This is a genomic window from Streptomyces sp. NPDC040622 (assembly GCF_055593965.1).
Map to the genome: position 1 here is coordinate 315,689 of NZ_JBVIXD010000006.1, position 21,783 is coordinate 337,471.

General features: G+C 71.8%; 15 protein-coding genes. 9 read left to right on the forward strand and 6 right to left on the reverse strand.

Annotated elements, in window-relative coordinates; translation table 11 throughout:
* Positions 1-55: 55 nt before the first annotated feature.
* Positions 56-721: a hypothetical protein gene (locus tag ACZ592_RS19185; RefSeq protein WP_471582746.1), complete on the reverse strand. Its 666-nt coding sequence runs from the start codon at positions 719-721 to the stop codon at positions 56-58.
* A gap of 71 nt (positions 722-792) precedes the next feature.
* On the opposite strand from ACZ592_RS19185, the gene ACZ592_RS19190 reads away from it, so the two are divergent.
* The gene (locus ACZ592_RS19190) at positions 793-1,806 is read left to right on the forward strand and encodes a hypothetical protein (protein ID WP_471582747.1); all 1,014 of its coding nucleotides are present in this window, start codon (positions 793-795) and stop codon (positions 1,804-1,806) included.
* Between the two features lie 568 nt (positions 1,807-2,374).
* Here ACZ592_RS19190 and ACZ592_RS19195 read toward each other — a convergent pair.
* The 3 genes from ACZ592_RS19195 to afsR all read right to left on the reverse strand — a co-directional run bounded on the left by ACZ592_RS19195 (position 2,375) and on the right by afsR (position 6,173).
* Complete coding sequence (locus ACZ592_RS19195; RefSeq protein WP_471582748.1) at positions 2,375-2,569, reverse strand: hypothetical protein; 195 nt, start codon at positions 2,567-2,569, stop codon at positions 2,375-2,377.
* Positions 2,570-2,815: 246 nt separating this feature from the next.
* On the reverse strand, positions 2,816-2,986 hold the full coding sequence (locus ACZ592_RS19200) for a sigma-like protein (RefSeq protein ID WP_471582749.1): 171 nt from the start codon (positions 2,984-2,986) through the stop codon (positions 2,816-2,818).
* A gap of 205 nt (positions 2,987-3,191) precedes the next feature.
* A complete protein-coding gene (afsR, locus tag ACZ592_RS19205; RefSeq protein WP_471582750.1) occupies positions 3,192-6,173 on the reverse strand; it encodes an SARP-family global regulator AfsR in 2,982 nt (993 codons plus the stop codon).
* Between the two features lie 317 nt (positions 6,174-6,490).
* Here afsR and ACZ592_RS19210 point away from each other — a divergent pair, with 317 nt between their 5' ends.
* From ACZ592_RS19210 to ACZ592_RS19235, 6 genes are all read left to right on the forward strand, one after another.
* A complete protein-coding gene (locus tag ACZ592_RS19210; RefSeq protein WP_471583009.1) occupies positions 6,491-7,720 on the forward strand; it encodes an amidohydrolase family protein in 1,230 nt (409 codons plus the stop codon).
* Between the two features lie 843 nt (positions 7,721-8,563).
* Positions 8,564-9,487 (forward strand): TIGR03619 family F420-dependent LLM class oxidoreductase, encoded by a 924-nt coding sequence (locus ACZ592_RS19215; protein ID WP_471583010.1) that lies wholly within the window; start codon positions 8,564-8,566, stop codon positions 9,485-9,487.
* Between the two features lie 117 nt (positions 9,488-9,604).
* On the forward strand, positions 9,605-10,390 hold the full coding sequence (locus ACZ592_RS19220; RefSeq protein ID WP_471582751.1) for an SDR family NAD(P)-dependent oxidoreductase: 786 nt from the start codon (positions 9,605-9,607) through the stop codon (positions 10,388-10,390).
* Positions 10,391-10,497: 107 nt separating this feature from the next.
* A complete protein-coding gene (locus ACZ592_RS19225) occupies positions 10,498-11,625 on the forward strand; it encodes an LLM class flavin-dependent oxidoreductase (protein ID WP_471582752.1) in 1,128 nt (375 codons plus the stop codon).
* An 846-nt stretch (positions 11,626-12,471) separates the two neighbouring features.
* A complete protein-coding gene (locus ACZ592_RS19230; RefSeq protein ID WP_471582753.1) occupies positions 12,472-14,211 on the forward strand; it encodes an N-acyl-D-amino-acid deacylase family protein in 1,740 nt (579 codons plus the stop codon).
* Entirely contained in the window at positions 14,208-15,689 is a 1,482-nt protein-coding gene (locus tag ACZ592_RS19235) for an aldehyde dehydrogenase family protein (protein WP_471582754.1), read from the forward strand. The genes ACZ592_RS19230 and ACZ592_RS19235 overlap by 4 nt, the downstream gene beginning before the upstream one ends.
* A gap of 64 nt (positions 15,690-15,753) precedes the next feature.
* On the opposite strand, the gene ACZ592_RS19240 is transcribed toward ACZ592_RS19235, so the two are convergent.
* Both ACZ592_RS19240 and ACZ592_RS19245 read right to left on the reverse strand, forming a co-directional pair.
* Positions 15,754-17,334, reverse strand: a complete 1,581-nt coding sequence (locus tag ACZ592_RS19240) for a CehA/McbA family metallohydrolase (protein ID WP_471582755.1) — start codon at positions 17,332-17,334, stop codon at positions 15,754-15,756.
* A 257-nt stretch (positions 17,335-17,591) separates the two neighbouring features.
* Positions 17,592-18,029, reverse strand: a complete 438-nt coding sequence (locus ACZ592_RS19245) for an ankyrin repeat domain-containing protein (protein WP_471582756.1) — start codon at positions 18,027-18,029, stop codon at positions 17,592-17,594.
* 126 nt (positions 18,030-18,155) lie between these two features.
* Here ACZ592_RS19245 and ACZ592_RS19250 point away from each other — a divergent pair, with 126 nt between their 5' ends.
* Positions 18,156-19,019: a TIGR03619 family F420-dependent LLM class oxidoreductase gene (locus ACZ592_RS19250; protein ID WP_471582757.1), complete on the forward strand. Its 864-nt coding sequence runs from the start codon at positions 18,156-18,158 to the stop codon at positions 19,017-19,019.
* A gap of 106 nt (positions 19,020-19,125) precedes the next feature.
* Complete coding sequence (locus ACZ592_RS19255) at positions 19,126-21,738, forward strand: bifunctional FO biosynthesis protein CofGH (RefSeq protein ID WP_471582758.1); 2,613 nt, start codon at positions 19,126-19,128, stop codon at positions 21,736-21,738.
* Positions 21,739-21,783: the final 45 nt, after the last annotated feature.

Consider the following 21,783-nt stretch of genomic DNA (forward strand, 5'->3'; position numbering starts at 1 on the left):
CCCGTGGCCTGTCCAAGGGATTCCGGGCCCGGGCGGGCCCGCGCCGAGGGGCGGCTCAGTGGCCGACGGGCGGTTCCAGGCAGCCGGTCTCCATGAAGTGCCCGTTCGCCCTCGCGCCGTAGTTGCTCTTCTGGACGAAGGCGGTGACGCAGGCACTGTCCCCCACGTAGAGCCCGATCATCGCGCCCTCGGGAGTGACGTACTCGTCGTTCTCGTACCGCGACCGCATCTCCACCACGTCGAGCTCGCCGCCGAGCAACTCGCCCTTGCGGGTCGTCTCACGGATCTCGTAACCGAGCTTGCCGGTGAGCGCGGTGCGCACGCTCTCCGGATCCCACTTCTTCTGCTTCCAGAGCCGCTTCAGTACGGGTTCCATGCGGGCCACCTCGGCCTGCGCGGCCTCCTCGTCGGCAGGGGACACCTCGCCGGGGCGGCGGTAGGCGTTGTTGTCGCCGTTGTGGGGCGCGCCGTCGACGACGCCGGGCTCGACGTACGGGGAAGCGCCGGGGGAGGGCGTGGTGCCGGGGGAAGGAGTGGCGGCTTGCGACGCGGGGGCGGTGGTTCCCCTCCCGGTGGAGGCCGGGGCCGCGGCGTTGGCGGGCCGCTCGTCGCCGCAGCCCGTGAGGGTCACGGCAGCGGCGAGGAAGAGGGCGGGGGCGGTGAGGACCCTTCCGGCGGATCTTCGGTACGGCGCTCGTCGGGACGTCGACTTGATGACCATGTCCACGACTCTGCCATGCGCCGCAGGGCACCCGGCCACGGCTTGGTGACCGACTCTGCAACGATTGCTTGATGATCACGTCGCCACCCCGCCCCGGCCGCCGGCCCCGCATCCTCTTCGTCACCGACCTCGCCTACGAGGCGAAGGGCCGGCGCTACTGCGACGAGGACATCCACCTCACCGCCCGGCTCCGCGAGGACTTCGACGTGGCCCTGTGCCATCCGCTGGACGCGGCCGCCCTGATGGAGACGGGCGCCTTCGACACGGTGCTGGTCCGCAACAGCGGCCCGGTCATCCACTACCAGGAGCGGTGGGACGACCTGCGGGCGCGCGCCGCGAAGTCCGGCGCGCGCCTCTACAACCCGCTCACCGGCAAGGCCGACATGGTGGGCAAGCAGTACCTGGTGGAGCTGACGGCGGCGGGGTACCCCGTGATCCCCACGGTGGACGACCTCCGGGACACCGGCCTGCTCCCGGCGACGGACACGTACGTGATCAAGCCGAAGGCGGGCGCGGACTCGATAGGCCTGGAGTTCGTGACCGGGGACCGCCTGGCGGAGCTGCGGCAGGCGGCGGATCCCGACTCCGACTCCGACTCCGGCTTTGGCTCCGACTCCGACCCCAGCTCCGGCTCCGGCTCCGGCTCCGACTCCGACTCCGGCTCCGACTCCGGCTCCGACTCCGGGATCCTGATCCAACCCCGGATCGACTTCACGTACGAGGTCTCGTTCTACTTCGTCGACCACGCCTTCCAGTACGCGCTGCACGCCCCCGACCCCACCCGCCGCTGGCACCTGGAGCGCTACGCCCCGACCGGCGCGGACCTGGCCTTCGCCCCCCGCTTCGTCGAGTGGAACGCGATCGACCACGGCATCCAGCGCGTGGACGCCTGCCGCACCCGGGAGAGCGGCGAACTCCTCCTGGTCGAACTGGAGGACCTGAACCCGTACCTGTCCCTCGACCTCGTCGACGAGGGCACGCGGGACGCGTTCGTGACGGCCATGAAGGACTCGCTGCGCCGCCAACTCGCCGGTCGAGGCGCGGACTTCGACCGCACTGCGTCGGCGGGGGCCGGGTCCGTGTAAGGAAAAATGCGCAGGTGGGCTGGTGCTGTGTCTCGCCTTCCGTCACGCGCCGCGGAGGCTTAGCCTCACAAGGGAGAAGAGTCTGCGGCGGCACGTCAGCGGGGCCGCCACTCTTCCCAGTCCCCGGACCCCGGACGCGCCGACTGTCCCCTTCTCTCCGACGAGGGAGTGGTGCTGACACGGGGCCCCTTCGGTGGCACCCCTCAGATCCCTGATTCCTTCCGAAGACCCGGGCCGCGTCGTCAGCGGCCCGCGAACGGCCGGAGCTGTGCCACCGACATGAGCGGCTCCGGCCTGTGCCCTTCCGGCCTGTTCCAACCGGGGCGTTCTCCCGCATGCCCCGGAGCCGTGAGGGCAGCACGCGCCGACATCGCGGAGGGGAGCCCCGACGTCGGCGCGACGCAGACGGCCGCCGCCGGTCCGGCGCCCCACGCCCCGGCGGTGGCCGTCGACCCGTGCGTGTACGCGCGCACGGATGCGTTGTTCCCCATTGAACGACCATCGGGTCGGCGCGGGAAGACGTGGGGCCGTGATCGATGCGTGGGGCTTGGTGTCTGCTGCCGCGCTGTCAGCCCCGCGAAGGAGCCGGTATGAGTCCGTCGCCGAGGGGCGGAGCGGGCATGTGGCTGTCCTGCGCGGCCACCGCGTGGCCGTCCCTCGGCGGAGCCGGCATGTGACTGTCGGCCGACGCGGGAGAGGCCGCGGCGCCCGCGGCTGCCGCGGCGATGGCGAGGGTGGTGAGGATTCTCTTGGTGCGTGTCATTCCAGCTCCTGTGGTGAGTCGGACATCCAGCGCCAAGCGACCCTATCGACAGACCGGCCGAATGTTCGATTCCGTCGGACGGCTCGGCGTGGCACCTCTCTTCGGAGTGTGCCCAGAAAACAGAGCGTGCCCAGAGCGTCCCCAGAAAACGGAGCGTCCCCCGAAACGGAGTGCGCCCGGAAATGCGTCGGCCGCGACGGCTCCCCCTCCGCGCCGCCGCGGCCGACCCCCGTCGGGATGAAAGTCTCAGGCGTCCTCGGCCGGCGGGGCCGGCATGTGGCCGTCGCGCTGGATGCCGTCCTTGGGCGGAGCGGGCATGTGGCCGTCAGTCAGAGGCTTGACCGTGCCGTCCTTGGGCGGGGCGGGCATGTGCCCGTCCTTCATGGTCGTGATGTCCTGCTTCTCGGCTTCGCTCATGGTGACGACTCCTTGGGAACGCACGGGTCTGTGGGGCAGGACGCCCGCTCGGCAACTCCCCCGAGGGTCGCCGAACGGGCGTTCCAGGGCCGCTCACCCTATCTGTGGGGCCCAAGGCGACCCGTCTGCCCCCCGACGCGACGGATCGATGAGTAGAGAGTGGCAGTCACTCATAAACGTTCGATGAACGCCGCCAGGGCCTGTGTCAGGCGGCTGCGACGGGCTCCAGGAGGGCCCGGACCTCCTCCGCCTCCACGGCTCCCGCCCCTTCGTGGATGGCCAGGGCCTCCTGCCAGCAGGCCCGCGCGCGGTCGAGCTGGCCGAGGCTGTCCAGGGCCCTTCCCAGCACGGTCAGAACGTTGGCGCGCATCCAGTCCCCGCCGATGCAGCCGATGGCGAGTGCCTGCTCGGCGTGCTTGGCCGACTGTGCCGCGCGGCGGGCCTGGAGATGCACCTGGGCGACGCGGTAGTGGGTCGTGCCCTCCCACAGGCGCTGGCGGTTCTCCACGAACATCCGCAGGGCGTCCGCGAGTTGGTCGAGAGCCTCGGTGTGGCGTCCGGCGTGGCTGAGGCCGATGCCGAGGGCGTACTTCGCGTTCGCCAGACGGAGGGTGAGTCCGAGGTCGTCGTAGATCTCCACGCCCTGCTGGGCGAGTTCGATGGCCTTCTCGGTCCGGCCGATCGAGACGAGGACGCGCGAGAAGTTGCAGACGGCACTCGCCTCGCCGGGGCGGTTCCCGTCGAGTCGGAAGGCGTCGATCGCCTTGAGGAAGTAGCTCTCACTGGCCGTGTACTGCTTCATGCAGGCAGCGGTGATCCCCTGCTCGTTCGGCGCGTTCCCGCCGGCCCAGGGGTCCTGGGAGACGAGCGTGAGCCGCGCCGCGCGCTCCAGTTCCTTGGCGGCCACCTCGAAGTGGCCGCCGATGCGCATGAGCACCTGGGCGAGACTGACCCGCGCCCGCCCTTCCGCATGCCCGTCCCCCAGCGCCTCCGCCGCGTCCCGCGCGGCCGACGTGGCCAGTTCGTAGCGCAGGGAGCTCGCGCCGGACTCCGCCAGGTCCTTGGAGGCCAGCAGGAGGTCCACCGCGCGGCGCAGGGTCCGCGGGCCCAGTGACTGCTGGACGCAGGCGAGGATGCACGCCGCTTCCGAGTGCAGCCAGTCCAGGGCCTTCGTGTCGTCGGTGAAGTCCTGGCCCGCGTGTTCCGTGCGCTCCAGGTGGTCCACCGTCCGGTCCCCGGGCCGCTCGATCGCGTAGACGCGCGCCGCCGACGCCAGGTAGAAGTCCAGGAGGCGCGACATCGCCGCGTCCCGTTCGCTCGGGGGCTGTTCGTCGCGTTCCGCGCACGCACGCGCGTAGAGGCGTACGAGGTCGTGGTAGCGGTAGCGGCCGGGGGCCGCGGACTCCACCAGGGACGTGTCCACCAGGGATTCCAGTACGTCTTCCGTCTCCTCCAGGGAGAGGTCCAGGACCGCCGCGGCCGCCGCGAGGGACAGGTCGGGGCCGTCGGCCAGGCCCAGGAGGCGGAAGGCGCGGGCCTGGGCCGGCTCCAGCTGGCCGTAGCCCAGTTCGAAGGTCGCCTTCACCGCGAGGTCACCGGCCTGGAGTTCGTCCAGACGGCGGCGCTCGTCCGCGAGCTTCGCGGCGAGGGTGGAGACGGTCCAGGTGCGGCGGGCCGCCAGGCGGGACGCGGCGATGCGGATGGCGAGCGGCAGGAATCCGCACGCCGCCACGACGTCGAGCGCCGCTTCCCGCTCCGAGGTGACGCGTTCCTCACCGACGATGCGGGTGAAGAGGAGAAGGGCCTCCTCGGGGGACATGACGTCGAGGTCCACCAGGTGCGCACCCGCGAGGTCGACCATGCGGACGCGGCTCGTCACGAGGGCGGCGCAGCCTTCCATGCCCGGCAGCAGGGGCCTGACCTGGGCGGCGTCGCGCGCGTTGTCCAGGAGGACGAGGACGCGCCGGCCGTCGAGGACGGAGCGGTAGAGCGCGGCCCGTTCCTCCAGGGAGTCGGGGATCGCCGAGTCGGCCGTGCCGAGGGCGCGCAGGAACGCGCCGAGGACCGTCTCGGGTTCCGCGGCCCGCGCGCCGGCGCCCTGGAGGTCCACGTACAGCTGCCCGTCGGGGAAGTGCGTGCGCGCCACGTGGGCGACGTGGACGGCCAGCGTCGTCTTGCCGACACCGCCGATGCCGGCCAGCGCCGAGACGGCCATCACGCGGCCCTCGGCGGTGGAGAGGATGTCGCTCAGCTCGTCCACGAAGGAGGCGCGGCCCGTGAAGTCGGGGACCGTCGCGGGGAGCTGGGCCGGGCGCACCACGGTCGCCGTCGGCTCCTGGGCGGGCGCGGAGGGCTCGGCGAGTGCGGGGTCGGCCTGCAGGATGCGCTGCTGGAGTTCCTTCAGGCCCGGCCGCGGGTCCACGCCGAGTTCGTCGGCGAGCAGGCGGCGGGTGTCCGCGTAGACGGCGAGGGCCTCGGCCTGGCGGCCGCTGCGGTAGAGGGCCAGCATCAGCAGTTCGCGCAGGCGCTCGCGCAGCGGGTGGGCCGCGGTGAGGGCGGTCAGCTCGGAGACCGCCTCCGCGTGGCAGCCTTGTTCGAGGTCCATGTCGAGGCGCGACTCGACGAGTTGGAGGCGCCACTCGTCGAGACGGGTGCGCTGCGTCTCGGCGTAGGGGCCCGGGACGTTGGCGAGCGGTTCGCCGTCCCACAGGCCGAGGGCCTTGTTGACCAGGGTGCGCGCCTGGCACAGGTCACCGGTGCTGCGGGCCTTCTCGGCCGACGCCCAGATGTCCTCCGCCACGGCGAGGTCCAGTGCGCCGTCCGCGACCTGGACCGCGTAGCCCCCGGACTCGCTGACCAGGACGCCGGGCGGCAGCACCTTGCGGAGCCGGGACGCGTACGTACGTACCGCTGCCAGTGCCTGCGACGGGGGCTCCTCGCCCCACAGGGCGTCGATCAGCTCCGAGGCCGTCGCCGTGCGGCCGTCCCGCAGGAGGAGGGCGGCGAGCAGTGCCCTCTGCTGCGGGGAGCCGGTGTTGAGCTGTTCAGAGCCGTGCCACGCGCGCACCGGTCCGAGCACGCTGAAGCGCGACGTCCGGACCTCGGGGGGGTGCCCCTCGGTCCGCTCCTCGGGGGTGTTCCCCGAGGCCGGACGCCGCTGCTCCGGTACTCGCGGTACATCGACCATCGCTCCCCCTGCCGCCCTGCCGTTCCCAATCCTGCCGGTCGCGGGTCTGCCCGCCCGCGGTGGTGCCACTTGAATCCTGCTCGGTTCTTGCTCCCCGCCAGTTTGCCTTGTTCATGGCGGATGCGTCAGCCGTGCGAGACGGCTCTCACAGGGTCCTCGCACGACATTCCGGATTGCTCTCCCCCTCGGAAGGCGGCCGGAGGGCAGGGGAGGGGCGATCGGATGGCCGTCGGGTGACGGCGGTGGCGTCCGGGGCGTCCGCGCACAAATAGCTGACGGGTCGTCAGATCGGCGCTACCGTGGGCCGTATGGAGACCATGGAGACCCCGGAGACCTTCCCGAAGATCATCTCGGTGGACGACCACACGGTCGAGCCGCCCCACGTCTGGCGGGACCGGCTCCCGTCGAAGTACCAGGACCGCGGCCCCAGGATCGTCCGCGCCCCCCTGCGGTCCATGTCCTTCATGGGAGGAAAGTTCGCTCCCGTGATGGGGGAGCAGGGCGAGGACGGCCCCATCGGCGACTGGTGGATCTACGAGGACCTGCACAGGCCGCTCACCCGACTCGACACCGCCGTCGGGTACGACAGGGACGAGATCAAGCTCGAAGTCATCACCTACGAGCAGATGCGGCCCGGCTCGTTCCACGTGCCGGACCGGCTCGCCGACATGGACGTCAACCACGTCCAGTCCGCCCTCTGCTTCCCCACCTTCCCGCGCTTCTGCGGCCAGACCTTCACCGAGGCCAAGGACCGCGACCTCGCACTCCTCAGCGTCCAGGCGTACAACGACTGGATGGTGGAGGAATGGTGCGGCCCCGAGGCGGCGGGCCGCCTCATACCGCTGACCCTCATCCCCCTCTGGGACGCCGGGCTCGCCGCGGCGGAGGTCCGGCGCAACGCGGCGCGCGGCGTACGGGCCGTCGCCTTCTCCGAGATCCCGCCCCACCTCGGCCTGCCCTCCATCCACACCGACGAGTGGGACCCCTTCCTGCGCGCCTGCGACGAGACCGGCACGGTCGTCGCCATGCACATCGGCTCGTCCTCGAAGATGCCGTCGACCTCGGCGGACGCGCCGCCCGCCGTCGGCTCCACCATCACCTTCGCCAACTGCTGCTTCTCGATGGTCGACTGGCTGATGAGCGGCAAGTTCGAACGCTTCCCCAACTTGAAGATCATGTACGCGGAGGGCCAGATCGGCTGGATCCCCTACATCCTCGAACGCGCGGACGTCGTCTGGGAGGAGAACCGGGGCTGGGGCGGAGTCGCGGACAAGGTCACGCGTCCGCCGTCCGAGCTCTTCACCGAGCACGTCTACGGGTGCTTCTTCGACGACGCGTTCGGCCTGAAGAACCTCGACTCCATCGGGGTGGGGAACGTGCTCTACGAGACGGACTACCCGCACTCCGACTCCACCTGGCCGAAGTCCCGCCAGGTCGGCGAGGAGCAGATGGGCCATCTCGCGCCGGACGTCGTGGACCGGATCGTCCGCCGCAACGCGATCGACCTCCTGGGCCTCACGGAGGCTGGCCTCTGGCCCGGCGCGTGACGTGGGCTGGCCCCTGGGCCTTGGGCGGTGCGGGGTGGGTGGGGTCTGCCCTGCGTGGGCGGGTGCGGGTTCGTTGTGGCTTGTCGCGCCGTTCCCCGCGGGGGCTGGCCCCTGGGCCTTGGACGGTTCTGGGTGAGTGGGTTCCCCCCTGCGCGGGCGGGTGCGGGCCCGCCGTGGCTTGTCGCGCCGTTCCTCGCGCCCCTTAAAAGCCACCCGCCGTTGCGGGCCGTGCTGCGTGTATGGGTGCGGGTGCGTTGTGGCTGGTCGCGCAGTTCCCCGCGCCCCTAAAAGCAACAGCTCGCCGCCCCCGCGCCGCTAAAAGCAGCGGCCCGCCGCCCCCGCGCCCCTGAAAGCAACGGCCCGCCGCCCCCGTACACCAGGAGGCAACAGCCCGCCGCGCCCCGATGCACCGCCCCGCCCAAAGCTCCCCTGAGGCACCGACCCGCCCGAGGCACCACCCGGAGGCACCGACCCACCCGAGGCCCCCGGAGGCACCGCCCCACCCGAGGTCACACCTGAAGCCCCCGGGAGGCACCGGCCCTGCGGGGCTTGCCCGAAGAAGCCCCACCGATGACCGGCAGTCGCACGCGCGGCGGAGGGGGCGCGGGGGTATGTGCGCACGGAGCACCGAGCGGGCTGTGGCGTCTTTGTTCTTGGGGCGTGGCGCAGGGATAGCGAGTACGTACATACCCCCGCGACCCCGCCCCGCAAGACGGACCCAAGGCGACACGAGCCCAAGGCGCCCCCGCCAGAACCCTTGTCTGACGATGCGTCAGCTACGACCATAGGGCCGTCCGCGACAAGTGACGTTCCGTCAGGTCTACTTGAGGGGTGGGGTTACCCATGGTCGTCTACGGGATGCAGCTCCCGGTCCAGTCCCAGAGCTCTCTCTACGCCGAGCCCTGGGAAGCCGACGCCGGCGCCGACGACCTCGTCGAGATAGCCCGTACCGCCGACCGCTCCGGCTACGCGTACATCGCCACCTGCGACCACGTAGGCATCCCCCACCGCCTCGCCGACGCCATGAGCACCATCTGGTACGACCCCGTCGCCACCCTCTCCTTCCTCGCCGCCGCCACCACCCGCGTCCGCCTGATGAGCCACGTCGCCATCGTCGGCCTGCGCCACCCCCTCCTCTCCGCCAAGCAGTACGCGACCCTCGACCACCTCAGCGGCGGCCGCCTGATCCTCGGCGTCGGCGCCGGGCATGTGCGGGAGGAGTTCGACGTCCTCGACGTCGACTTCGCGCGGCGAGGACCGATCCTCGACGAGACCATCGACGCGCTGCGGACGGCGCTCGGCCCCGACGAGTTCCCCGAACACCACGGCGAACGCTTCGACTTCAGCGGCCTGGGCCAACGCCCCCGCCCCGCCCAGCAGCACGTACCCATCTGGGTCGGCGGCTCCTCACCCGCCGCGGTGCGCCGCGCCGCGACCCGCGCCGACGGCTGGCTTCCGCAGGGCGACCCGCGCGACAAGCTGCCCGCCCAGATCGCGAAGCTCAGGCGGCTGCGGGAGGACGCGGAGATCGAGGCGCCGATCACCGTGGGCGCGATCACCGAGGCCCTGTACGTCGGGGAGCCGGCCTGGTCGGTGGGCCGTCGCGCGCTCACCGGGAAGCCGGACGCTCTCGCGGAGTCGCTGCGCGCGTACCCCGCGATGGGCGTCGACCAGATCCAGGTGCGGTTCCGCAGCCGCAGCCGCACCGAACTCACCGACCAGATGGCGGCGTTCGCGACGGACGTGGCCCCGCACCTGGGCGACTGAGACCCCCGCACGGAGAGCACGAATGCCGACGGCAGAAGCCACGGCAGAGGCAACGTCAACGGACACGGCAGCCACAACAGCGACTGCAGCGACCGCAGCGACAGCAGGGAGTACGTCATGGGCAAGCTGGACGGCCGCGTAGTCATCGTGACGGGCGCGGCACGAGGACAGGGCGAACAGGAGGCGCGCCTCTTCGTGGAGGAGGGAGCCCGCGTCGTCGTGGCCGACGTGCTCGACGAACAAGGCGAGGCGCTCGCCAAGGAGCTGGGCGAGGAGTCCGCGCGCTACGTGCACCTGGACGTGGGGGACGAGTCCGGCTGGCGGCGGGCCGTCGGGACGGCCAAGGAGACCTTCGGGAAGGTCGACGGGCTGGTCAACAACGCGGGGATCCTGCGGTTCAACGAGCTGGTCAGCACCCCGCTCGAGGAGTTCCAGCAGATCATCCAGGTCAACCAGATCGGCTGCTTCCTGGGCATCCGTACCGTCGCCCCGGAGATCGCCGCGGCGGGCGGCGGAACGATCGTCAACACGGCCTCGTACACGGCCCTGACGGGCATGGCGTTCGTCGGCGCGTACGCCGCGACCAAGCACGCGATCCTCGGGCTCACCCGGGTCGCCGCGATCGAGCTCGCGGGGCGGAACGTCCGGGTGAACGCCGTGTGCCCGGGGGCGGTCGACACCCCCATGACCAACCCCGCGCAGCTGGACCCGGACGCCGACCCCGTCGCGGCGAAGGAGGCGGTCGCGGAGCTGTACAAGAAGCTCGTGCCGCTCGGCCGGATCGGGCAGCCGCGGGAGGTGGCCGCCCTGGCGCTGTTCCTGACCGGGGACGACTCGGCCTACATCACCGGGCAGCCGTTCGTCATCGACGGCGGCTGGCTGGCCGGGGTCAGCATCGTCTGACACCGCATCAGCTATTGACGGTCCGTCGAGCCGGTGGAACAGTCGACGCATCACGATCTGACGGGTCGTCAGAAACCGTCAGAACCTCACGAGGACGGTGAACCTCCTTGGAATTCGGTCTCTTTGTACAGGGATACGTGCCCGCCCAGCGGGCCAAGGTCGACCCCGAAGCGGAGCACAAGGCGCTCATCGAGGAGACCGAGTACGTCATCCAGGCGGACAAGTCGGGCTTCAAGTACGCCTGGGCGTCCGAGCACCACTTCCTGGAGGAGTACTCGCACCTCTCCGCCAACGACGTCTACCTCGGGTACCTCGCGCACGCGACCGACCGCATCCACCTGGGCTCGGGCATCTTCAACCCGCTGGCGCCCGTCAACCACCCGGTGAAGGTCGCGGAGAAGGTCGCCATGCTCGACCACCTCTCCGAAGGACGTTTCGAGTTCGGGACGGGACGCGGTGCCGGTTCGCACGAGATCCTCGGCTTCATGCCGGGCATCACGGACATGAACCACACCAAGGAGATATGGGAAGAGACCATCTCCGAGTTCCCCAAGATGTGGCTCCAGGACGAGTACGTCGGCTTCCAGGGCAAGCACTGGTCGCTGCCGCCGCGCAAGATCCTGCCCAAGCCGTACGGGAAGTCGCACCCCGCCATGTGGTACGCCGCCGGGTCGCCCTCCTCGTACGCGATGGCCGGCAAGAAGGGCCTCGGGGTCCTCGGCTTCAGCGTGCAGAAGGTCTCCGACATGGAGTGGGTCGTCGAGTCGTACAAGACGGCCGTCAAGGAGGCCGAGCCCATCGGTGACTTCGTCAACGACAACGTCATGGTGACGTCCACGGCGATCTGCGCGGAGACGCACAAGAAGGCCGTCGAGATCGCGGTCGGCGGCGGGCTCAACTACCTTCAGTCGCTGCTCTTCCGCTACCACGACACGTTCCCGCGGCCCGAGGGGATTCCCCAGTGGCCCGAGCTGCTGCCCGAGTACACCGAGGAGATCATCGAGCTGCTCATCGCGGAGGAGCTGATGATCTGCGGGGACCCGGACGAGGTGCTCACGCAGTGCAAGCGGTGGGAACAGGCGGGGGCGGACCAGCTCAGCTTCGGGCTGCCGATCGGGATCTCGCCCGAGGACACGAAGAACACGATCAAATTGATCGGTGAGCATGTGATTCCGAAGATCGATACGGATCCGGTGCACCGGACGTCGCGCTTCCGCCAGGCGGCGGGGGCGTAACTCTCTGCTCCCCGGCTTCCCCTCCCGGGCGGAGGCCGGGGTCCTGCCGGACGGGTGAGCGGTGTACGGGGTCCTGCCGGACGGGTGGGCGGGCGGTGTACGGGGTCGCCGACTCGGGGGCCTGCCCCCGGGCCCCCGTTCATCGCCCTCCGGGCTCGTCCTCAAGCGCCGGACGGGCTGGAACCCCCCGCCCGGTCCGTCGCTTCCCGACGGGCCTCGGGGGCCGGCGCCCAAACATCGCCCTCCGGGCTCGTCCTCAAACGCCGGACGGGCTGAAATACCGGCCTTCGGAGCCCGAGCGGCATCCGTCGTGCCGGCTGAAGTACCGGCCTCCGGAGCCCGAGCGGCATCCGCCGGACTGGTTGAAGTACCGGCCTTCGGAGCCCGAGCGGCATCCGTCGTGCCGGCTGAAGTACCGGCCTTCGGAGCCCGAGCGGCATCCGGCGTGCGGGTTGAAGTACCGGCCTTCGGAGCCCGAGCGGCATCCGGCGGACGGGTTGAAGTGCCAACCGCCGGAGCCCGAGCGGCATCCGTCGTGCCGGCTGAAGTACCGGCCTCCGGAGCCTGAGCGGCATCTGTCGGGCGGGCTGAAGTACCGGCCTCCGGAGCCGAAGCGGCATCCGGCGGGCGGGTTGAAGTACCGGCCTCCGGAGCCCAGCGGCACCCGCCGGGCGGGCTGATGTGCCGACCGCCGGGCGGGCCGAGTGCCGGATTCGTCAGGTGGCCCGGACGGGGCGAACCCGCCGTGCGGGCCGCACCGAACCGAGTCGAAACCGTCGGGTGGATTCACATGGCCGGTCAGCTGTCCGGGCTGGGTGGCTTCCTTCGAAAGGGGACGTCCTCGTCATGCTCGACCACCTCATCAAAGGCGCGACCGTCGTCGACGGGACCGGTGCCGATGCCTTCGTCGCCGATGTCGGGCTGCGGGACGGGCGGATCGCCGTCGTCGCGGAGCCGGGCACCGTGTCCGAGGAGGCGCGGACCAGCGAGGACGCCCAGGGGCGAGTTCTCGCGCCCGGGTTCGTCGATCCGCACACGCACTACGACGCCCAGCTCTTCTGGGACCCGTACGCGACGCCCTCCCTCAACCACGGGGTGACGACCGTCGCGGGCGGCAACTGCGGGTTCACGCTCGCGCCGCTGAACCCGGCCCGGCCCGGCGACGCCGACTACACGCGGCGGATGATGTCGAAGGTCGAGGGCATGTCGCTGGTGGCGCTGGAGGAGGGCGCGCCCTGGTCGTGGAGTTCGTTCGGTGAGTACCTGGACGCGCTGGAGGGGCGTGTCGCCGTCAACGCCGGGTTCATGGTGGGGCATTGCGCGCTGCGGCGGTACGTGATGGGTGAGGATGCCGTGGGCGGGCAGCCGTCCGCCGCGCAGATGGAGGAGATGCTGCGGCTCTTCCACGACGCCATGGACGCGGGGGCCTGGGGGCTCTCCACCACGCAGTCCTCCACCCACTCGGACGGTGACGGGGAGCCCGTCGCGTCCCGGCACGCCGAGCCCGAGGAGCTGCTCGCGCTCAGCCGGGCCGTCGCCGAGCACGAGGGCACCCAGCTGGAGGCGATCGTCGCGGGCTGTCTCGACCAGTTCAGTGACGACGAGGTCGACCTGTTCGTGGAGATGAGCGCGGCGGCCGGCAGGCCGCTGAACTGGAACGTGCTCACCATCGACGCCGCCGTCCCCGAACGCGTCCCGCGCCAGCTCGTGCCGAGCGAGCGCGCCCGCGAGGCGGGCGGCCGCATCGTCGCGCTCACCATGCCGATCCTCACGCCCATGAACATGTCGCTCGGCACGTTCTGCGCCCTCAACCTCATCCCGGGCTGGGGCGACATCCTCGGCCTGCCCGTGCCGGATCGGATCGCGAAGCTGCGCGACGCGCAGGTGCGCGAGGAGATGCTGCGGCGGGCCGGCAGCAAGGAGGCGGGCGTCTTCCGGCGGCTCGCCCGCTTCGACCGGTACGTCATCGGCGACACGTACTCCGAGGCGAACGAGGGCCTGACCGGGCGGGTGGTCGCGGACATCGCCGCCGAGCGCGGGCTCGAACCGTTCCACTGCCTCGTCGAGATCTGTGCCAACGACGAACTGCGGACCGTGCTGTGGCCGATGCCCACCGACAACGACCCGGACTCCTGGGCCCTGCGCGCGGAGACCTGGCAGCACGAGGACGTCATGCTCGGCGGCTCGGACGCGGGCGCGCACCTGGACCGCATGTGCGGCGCCCCGTACACGACGCGGTTCATCGGGGACTGCCTGCGCGGGCGGAAACTGCTCGGTCTGGAGCAGGCCGTGAAGATGCTCACCGACGACCCGGCGCAGCTCTTCGGGCTGCGCGAGCGCGGCCGGATCGCCGAGGGCTACCACGCGGACCTGGTCCTCTTCGACCCCGAGCGGATCGACGCGGGCAAGGCGACCCTCGTGCACGACCTGCCCGGCGACAGCCCGCGCCTGGACTCCAAGGCGATCGGCATCAACGCGGTGTGGGTCAACGGCGTCGAAACCATCAGGGAGGACGTCGTGACCGGCGCCGTGCCGGGGAAGATCCTGCGCTCCGGACAGGACACCAGGACGGTGAGCACCAAGTGACCAGGCCCCGGCGGCTGTTCATCGGCGGCGAGTGGACCGAGCCCGACGGCGGGCACTACGAAGTGGTGAACCCGGCGACCGAGGAGGTCGTGGGTCTCGCGCCCGAGGCGAGTGGCGCGCAGGTGCACGAGGCGGCACGGGCCGCGCGCGAGGCGTTCGCGGGCTGGTCGCGGACCGCCCCCGAGGAGCGGGCCGCGATCCTGGAGAAGGCCGCCGCCGTGATGCGGCGGGACTTCGACGCGTACGCCGACCTGGCGCGGGCCGAGAGCGGCGCGACGACCGGCACGGCCCGCGGCATGCAGGTGGCGGTCGCGGTGTCCCGTTTCCAGCGATACGCGAAGGGGGCCCTCGAACCGGTCGAGCAGGCGCTGCCGCCGCAGATCAGCGAGGCCGGGCCGATGGGGAAGGCGGGCGTGCTGGGCGCGCTCGCCGTGCGCCAGCCCGTCGGCGTCGTCACCTGCATCACCTCGTACAACAACCCGTGGGCGAACCCGGCGGGCAAGGTGGCGCCCGCGCTCGCGATGGGCAACACCGTCGTCGTGAAGCCGGCTCCGCAGGACCCGCTGTCGGTGTACGGGATGGCGGCGGCCCTCGCGGAGGCGGGCGTCCCGCCCGGCGTCGTGAACGTCGTCTCCGGCACGGACGTAGCCGTCGGCGAGGCGGCCGTCGCCTCGCCGGACGTCGACATGGTGAGCTTCACCGGTTCGACGGCCGTCGGGCAGCGCATCGGCGAGGTGTGCGGCCGCGACATGAAGCGGCAGCTGATGGAGCTGGGCGGGAAGGGCGCGGCGGTCGTCCTCGACGACGCGGACCTGGACGCGGCGGTGGCGGGCATCGGCACGACGTTCTCGTTCTACAGCGGGCAGATCTGTACGGCGCCGACCCGTGTCATCGTCCAACGGGGCGTGTACGACGCGCTGTTGGAGAAGCTCGCCGCGTACATGGGATATCTGAAGGTCGGTGATCCGGGCGACCGGGCGACGATCGTCGGGCCGGTGATCTCGGCGGCGCACCGCGACCGCATCGAGGGGTACGTCGAGGCGGGCCGCAAGGAGGGCGCGCGGGTCGTGGCGGGCGGCGAGCGCCCGGGGGAGGGGAAGGGCAAGGGCTTCTACGTGGCCCCCACGCTCCTCGCCGACTGCACGAATGACATGCGGGTCGTCCGCGAGGAGATCTTCGGGCCCGTGGTGGCCGTCGTCCCCTTCGACGCGGGCAGCCCCGAGGAGGCCGAGGAGACGGCGGTCGCCCTCGCCAACGACAGCGACTACGGGCTGATCGACTACGTCTGGTCGGGCGACGTCGCCCGCGCCTTCCGGGTGGCCCGCAGACTGCGCGCGGGCGGTGTCGGGGTGAACACGATCGGCCGGAACATGGAGGCGCCGTTCGGCGGCTTCAAGAAGAGCGGGGTGGGCCGGGACGTCGGCTCGTACGCCCTGCACGCGTACAGCGAGCTGCAGTCGATCGTCTGGCCGGGGTGAGGGCGCCGCGGGGGTCGGGGGAGACGTGGGCCGTCTCCCCCGGCCCCTGCGGGTGGCTCGGCCGCTACCGGCCCAGGAAGATCGGGTTGGTGAACGCGGTCAGCGGGCCGGGCAGTCCGGTCGTCACCGGCGCGTGCCGCACCTCCGCCCGCACGTACGCCGCGTACGACGCCGTCGTGCGCCACTGTGCCGTGCCCGCGCCCGACTCCGGCAGCGTCGGGCCGGTGTACAGGACGCCCTGGTCGGTGACGAAGCGGACCGTGCAGCCGGGGGCGCCCTTGACCTCCAGGCGGACGGTGACCGGGTCGTCGCGGTCGACGTCGAGGCGTTCGCCGATGCCCGCGTGCGTGCCCTTGCCGCCCGCCGCCGAGAAGGCGAGCTCGACGGCCTTCGACTCGGCGACGTAGGAGCGGCCCTTGCGGATGCCGTCCTGGATGGCCTCGCGGGTCAGGTCGTCGGCGAGGACGACGGTCTGCGGGCCGCCGACGGGGTCGGGGTCGCGGTGTGCGTCGCTGTTGCCCATCGCCGGGATCCACGGCCTGCCGCCGCGCACGGACGCCACCAGCATGCTGTCCCAGTCGGCGAGGGAGACCTCGTCGTCCGGCGTGTACGCGCCGTTCCACACCTCGACGGCGTCCGCTTCGCCGAAGCCGAACTTCCAGTTGCAGCCGACGCAGGTGGCGTGCGGGTGGGCGGGGACGACCAGGCCGCCCGCGTCGCGGACCTTGCGGGCGTACGTGCCGAAGCGGTTGTCCCGCGCGCGGTAGCGCCAGTCGACGAACGTGCCGGGGTCCGTGCCGAGGGCGACCACGTGGCCGTTGCGGGTCGTGATCTCCTCGCCGAGCATGATCAGGAGGTCGTCGCCCGCGTGCCCGGCCCAGTGGGGGTGCGCGGAGTGCGTGTTGTGCTCCGAGCTGTTGATGAAGTCGAGGCCCGCCGCGCGGGCGAGCGAGGCGATTTCGGCGAGGGTGCGACGGCCGTCGGAGTGCACGGAGTGCAGGTGGCAGTCGCCCCGGTACCAGGCGCGCCCCCGGCCCCTGGCGCGCTCGGGCGGGTAGACCGGCTTCGGGGTGCGGCCCGGCGCCCCGTAGGTGAGGGTGATCGTCACCTCGTAGGGCAGGCCGTCGGGGGCGACCGTGTACGGGCCGAGCGCGATGTGCCAGGTGCCCTCACGGATCCGGCCCGGGATGTAGCCGGGGGTCGCCTCGTCGGCGCGCAGGAAGAACTCGGTGCGGGCGCCGCCGGACCAGCCTCGGAAGCCCTTGCCGCCGAGGTCGGTGCCGCGCTCGTCGAAGATGCCGATGTCGAGGGCGTTGCCCTGGGTGCCGGGTGGCACGGTCGGCTTCTGGTAGCTGTAGGCGACGTGCAACTGGCTGACGCCGTCCGGGACGTCGACCGGCAGGTACACGAAGTCGGGGGCTCCGGCGGGCAGCGTGCCGCGCACCGTCTTCGTCTCTTTGCTGCCCGGTGCCCTGTCCCGCGCGGGGGTGCGCCGCTCGGCGCCGCTGGCGAAGCTCACGCTGCCCAACGTAAGCGCGGCGGCGGCTCCCGTCACGAACAGCGCGCGCCGGTTCGGACCGTTCTGGCCGTTCGGGTGGTGTGCGTCCTGCTGGTGTACGTCCCGCTGGTGTACGTCCTCGCACATGCTGCGGCTCCCCAGGGTGTCGACAGTGACGTGGGTGGTGCGTGCAACCCTGGTATTGAGCCGTGAACTGTACGGCAAGGGAAGGAGATTGACGGACTTACGCACGGTGTCCGCGCGGTGGGGCCGGGTCCCGGCCGCTCAGTGTCCCTTGCGGGAGGCGCGGGCGCGGCGCACCGCCGGCAGGACGAGCAGCAGGACCACGGCGAGCACGACGGCGACGATCCCGCCGACGATGCCGATGGAGCCCTTCTTCTTCGTCAGGCCGTCGCCACCGCCCCCGCCCCCGCCGCCAAGAGCACCGCCTCCGTCTCCGGGTACGGTCCGCCCGCGCCGCCCCGCGCCCACGACAGCGGGGAGCCTCCCGTGCCGTGGTCCTCGCGGAGGTTGGGGTCGGCGCCGTGGGCGAGCAGGGCCCGCACCGTCTCGACGTGACCCCAGGCGGCCGCCCCGCACAGGGGGGTGCCGTCGGTGAGGCCGCGGCTCTCCGTGTCCGGCCGGGCGCCCGCGGCCAGGAGGAGTCGCACCGTGTCGGCCGCGCCGTGCACCGATGCGGCGTACAGGGCCGTCGTGCCGTCGGTGCCGGGGAGTTCGGGGTCGGCCCCCGCGCGCAGCAGCGAGCGGACCGTGCCCGTGACGCCGAGCGACGCGGCGAGCACGAGCTCCCTGGTCAGCTTCTTCTGCCGTCGTCTCTTCACGTGCGTCAGGTTAGTGAGCGCAGGGGCACCGACCAACCGATTAGGGGGCGCACGGGCATGGACCAACCGGCCTTGCGGGGATAGGAAGAGGGCCCCGCACCGACACTCTCGGAGGGACCCGTACCCGTGCGCATATCCGCGACGCTCTACATGACCGACCGGACGATCACTCCCGTACGCCTGGCCCAGGAACTGGAGCGGCGCGGATTCGCCGGGCTCTACCTCCCCGAGCACACCCACATCCCGGTGCCCCGCGAGACCGCCTACCCGGGCGGTGAACTGCCCCCCGAGTGCGCCCGCATGCTCAGCCCCTTCGTCGCCCTCGCCCAGGCCGCCGCGGTCACCGAGCGCATCGCCCTGGGCACGAACATCGCGCTGGTCGCCCAGCACGACCCGATCGACCTCGCCAAGCAGATCGCGACCCTCGACCACCTCTCCGGCGGCCGGGTCACCCTCGGCGTCGGCTACGGCTGGAACCGGGAGGAGGCCGAGGACCACGGCGTGGCGTGGCCCCGGCGCCGGTCGGTGGTGCGGGACCGGATGGCGGTCATGCGGGCGCTGTGGGCGGACCGTCCGAAGGCGTACGAGGGGGAGTTCGGCGGCGTACGGGCGAGCGAGGTCCATCCCAAGCCGCGCAGGGCGCCCCGCGAACGGCGCGCGAAGGGCCCGCTGTTCGGCCCTCGGACGCTCATCGGGGGTGCGGCGGGGCCCGGCCTGTTCGCGCACATCGCGGAGTACGCGGACGGCTGGATGCCCATCGGCGGCAGCGGCCTCGGCGCGGCGCTGCCGGTGCTGCGGGCGGCGTGGGCGGAGGCGGGGCGCGAGGCGGACGGGCTGTACGTGGCGGTGACGGCCGTCGCCCCGGACACCGGGAAGCTCGCGCACTACACGGAGCTCGGCGTGGACGAGGTGATCGTGCAGCTGCCGCCGGCCGGCGAGGCGGAGGTGTGCGCGGCGCTCGACGGGCTCGGGCAGTACGTGCGCCCGTGACGGGCGCCGTGCCGGGCCCGGTGGTGTCCGCCGAGCCGTCCGGCCGCCTTTGGGCAGGTGGAAGTATCTGGAGGAGGCAGGTGTTCTCGCTCGTATGCTCGGAGACATGACCAACAGCGCGCAGCCCCCGGAGGCCGGACGACCCACCGCGAACGCCATGCGGCGCGCGCTCAGAAGGGCCAGGGACGGTGTCGCGCTCGACGTGACGGAGGCCTCGGTCCTGTTGCAGGCACGCGGCGAGGATCTCGACGGCCTGACGGCGTCGGCGGCGCGGGTGCGCGACGCGGGCCTCGCGGCGGAGGGCCGGCCCGGCGTCATCACGTACTCGAAGAGCGTGTTCATCCCGCTCACCCGGCTCTGCCGTGACAAGTGCCACTACTGCACGTTCGTGACCGTGCCCGGCAAGCTGCGGCGCGAGGGCCACGGCATGTTCATGTCCCCGGACGAGGTTCTGGACATCGCGCGGCGCGGTGCCGCGATGGGCTGCAAGGAAGCCCTGATCACCCTCGGCGACAAGCCGGAGGACCGCTGGCCCGAGGCCCGCGAGTGGCTGGAGGCCGAGGGGTACGACGACACCATCGCGTACGTCCGCGCGATCTCCATCCGCATCCTCGAAGAGACCGGACTGCTCCCGCACCTCAACCCGGGCGTCCTGACCTGGACGGACTTCCAGCGGCTGAAGCCGGTCGCACCCAGCATGGGGATGATGCTGGAGACGACGTCGCAGCGGTTGTGGTCCGAGCCCGGTCAGCCCCACTACGGGTCGCCCGACAAGGAACCGGCCGTACGGCTGCGGGTCCTGGAGGACGCGGGCCGTTCCTCGGTGCCGTTCACGAGCGGGCTGCTGATCGGGATCGGCGAGACGTACGAGGAGCGTGCCGACGCGCTGTTCGCGCTGCGGCGCGTGGCGCGTTCGTACCACGGCGTCCAGGAACTCATCATCCAGAACTTCCGCGCCAAGCCGGACACGGCGATGCGCGGCATGCCCGACGCCGAGATCGACGACCTCGTCGCCACGATCGCCGTCGCCCGGCACATCATGGGTCCCGCCGCCAACCTGCAGGCCCCGCCCAACCTCATCGCGGGCGAGTACGAACGGCTCATCGGCGCCGGCATCGACGACTGGGGCGGGGTGTCCCCGGTGACGATCGACCACGTCAACCCCGAGAAGCCGTGGCCCCGGCTCGACGAGCTCGCGGAGCGGTCCGCCGCCGCGGGCTTCACCCTCGCCGAACGGCTCTGCGTCTACCCCGAGTTCGTCAAGCGCGGCGAGCCCTGGCTCGACCCGCGCCTGCTGCCGCACCTGCGCGCCCTCGCCGATCCGGAGACCGGCCTCGCCCTGCCCGACGCGGTGGTCGAGGGCCACCCCTGGCAGGAGCCGGACGAGGGGTACGTGGCCTCGTCGGGCCGCACCGACCTGCACCGCACCATCGACACCACGGGCCGCACCTCGGACCGGCGCGACGACTTCGACGAGGTGTACGGCGACTGGGAGGCGCTGCGCGAACAGGCCGCCCCCGGCATGGCGCCCTCCCGCATCGACGGGGACGTGCGCGCGGCCCTGAAGCAGGCCGCCGACGACCCGACGAAGCTCACCGACGACGAGGCGCTCGCGCTGCTGCACGCCGACGGGCCGGCGCTCGACGCGCTCTGCTCGGTGGCCGACGACATCCGCAGGACGGTCAACGGCGACGACGTCACGTACATCGTCACGCGCAACATCAACTTCACCAACGTCTGTTACACCGGCTGCCGGTTCTGCGCCTTCGCGCAGCGCAGGACGGACGCCGACGCCTACACCCTCTCCCTGGACCAGGTCGCCGACCGGGCCGCGCAGGCCTGGGACGTCGGCGCCGTCGAGGTCTGCATGCAGGGCGGCATCCACCCCGACCTGCCGGGCACCGCCTACTTCGACATCGCGCGGGCGGTGAAGGAGCGCGTGCCGGGCATGCACGTGCACGCCTTCTCGCCGATGGAGGTCGTCAACGGCGCCACCCGGACGGGACTTTCGATCCGGGAGTGGCTGACCGCCGCGAAGGAGGCGGGGCTCGACTCGATCCCCGGGACGGCCGCCGAGATCCTCGACGACGAGGTGCGCTGGATCCTCACCAAGGGCAAACTGCCGACGGCCACCTGGATCGAGGTCGTGGGGACCGCGCACGAGCTGGGCATCCGGTCAAGCTCCACGATGATGTACGGGCACGTGGACCAGCCCCGGCACTGGCTCGGCCACTTCCGCACGCTCGCCGCGATGCAGCGGGCGGCCCTGGAGAAGGGCGTGGAAGGCTTCACGGAGTTCGTGACGCTGCCGTTCATCCACACCAACGCCCCGGTCTACCTGGCGGGCATCGCCCGGCCAGGACCGACGACCCGCGACAACCGCGCGGTGACGGCCATGGCGCGCGTGCTCCTCCACCCGCTCATTCCCAACATCCAGACGAGTTGGGTCAAGCTGGGCCAGGAGGGCGCCGCCGAGATGCTCAGGTCCGGCGCGAACGACCTGGGCGGAACGCTGATGGAGGAGACCATCTCCCGCATGGCGGGCTCCAGTTACGGCTCCTACCGCTCGATCGAGGACCTGGTCGCCATCGCGGAGGCGGCAGGCCGCCCGGCGAAGCCGCGCACGACGCTGTACGGCGAGGTGCCCGAGGAGCGACAGAAGGCGGCGAGGGAGTCGGACGGGCACCTGCCGGACCTGCTGCCGGTGCTGGAGCCGTAGCCGGTCCCCCGACGCGCATGGCGGCCACCGTCGAGCACGGTGGCC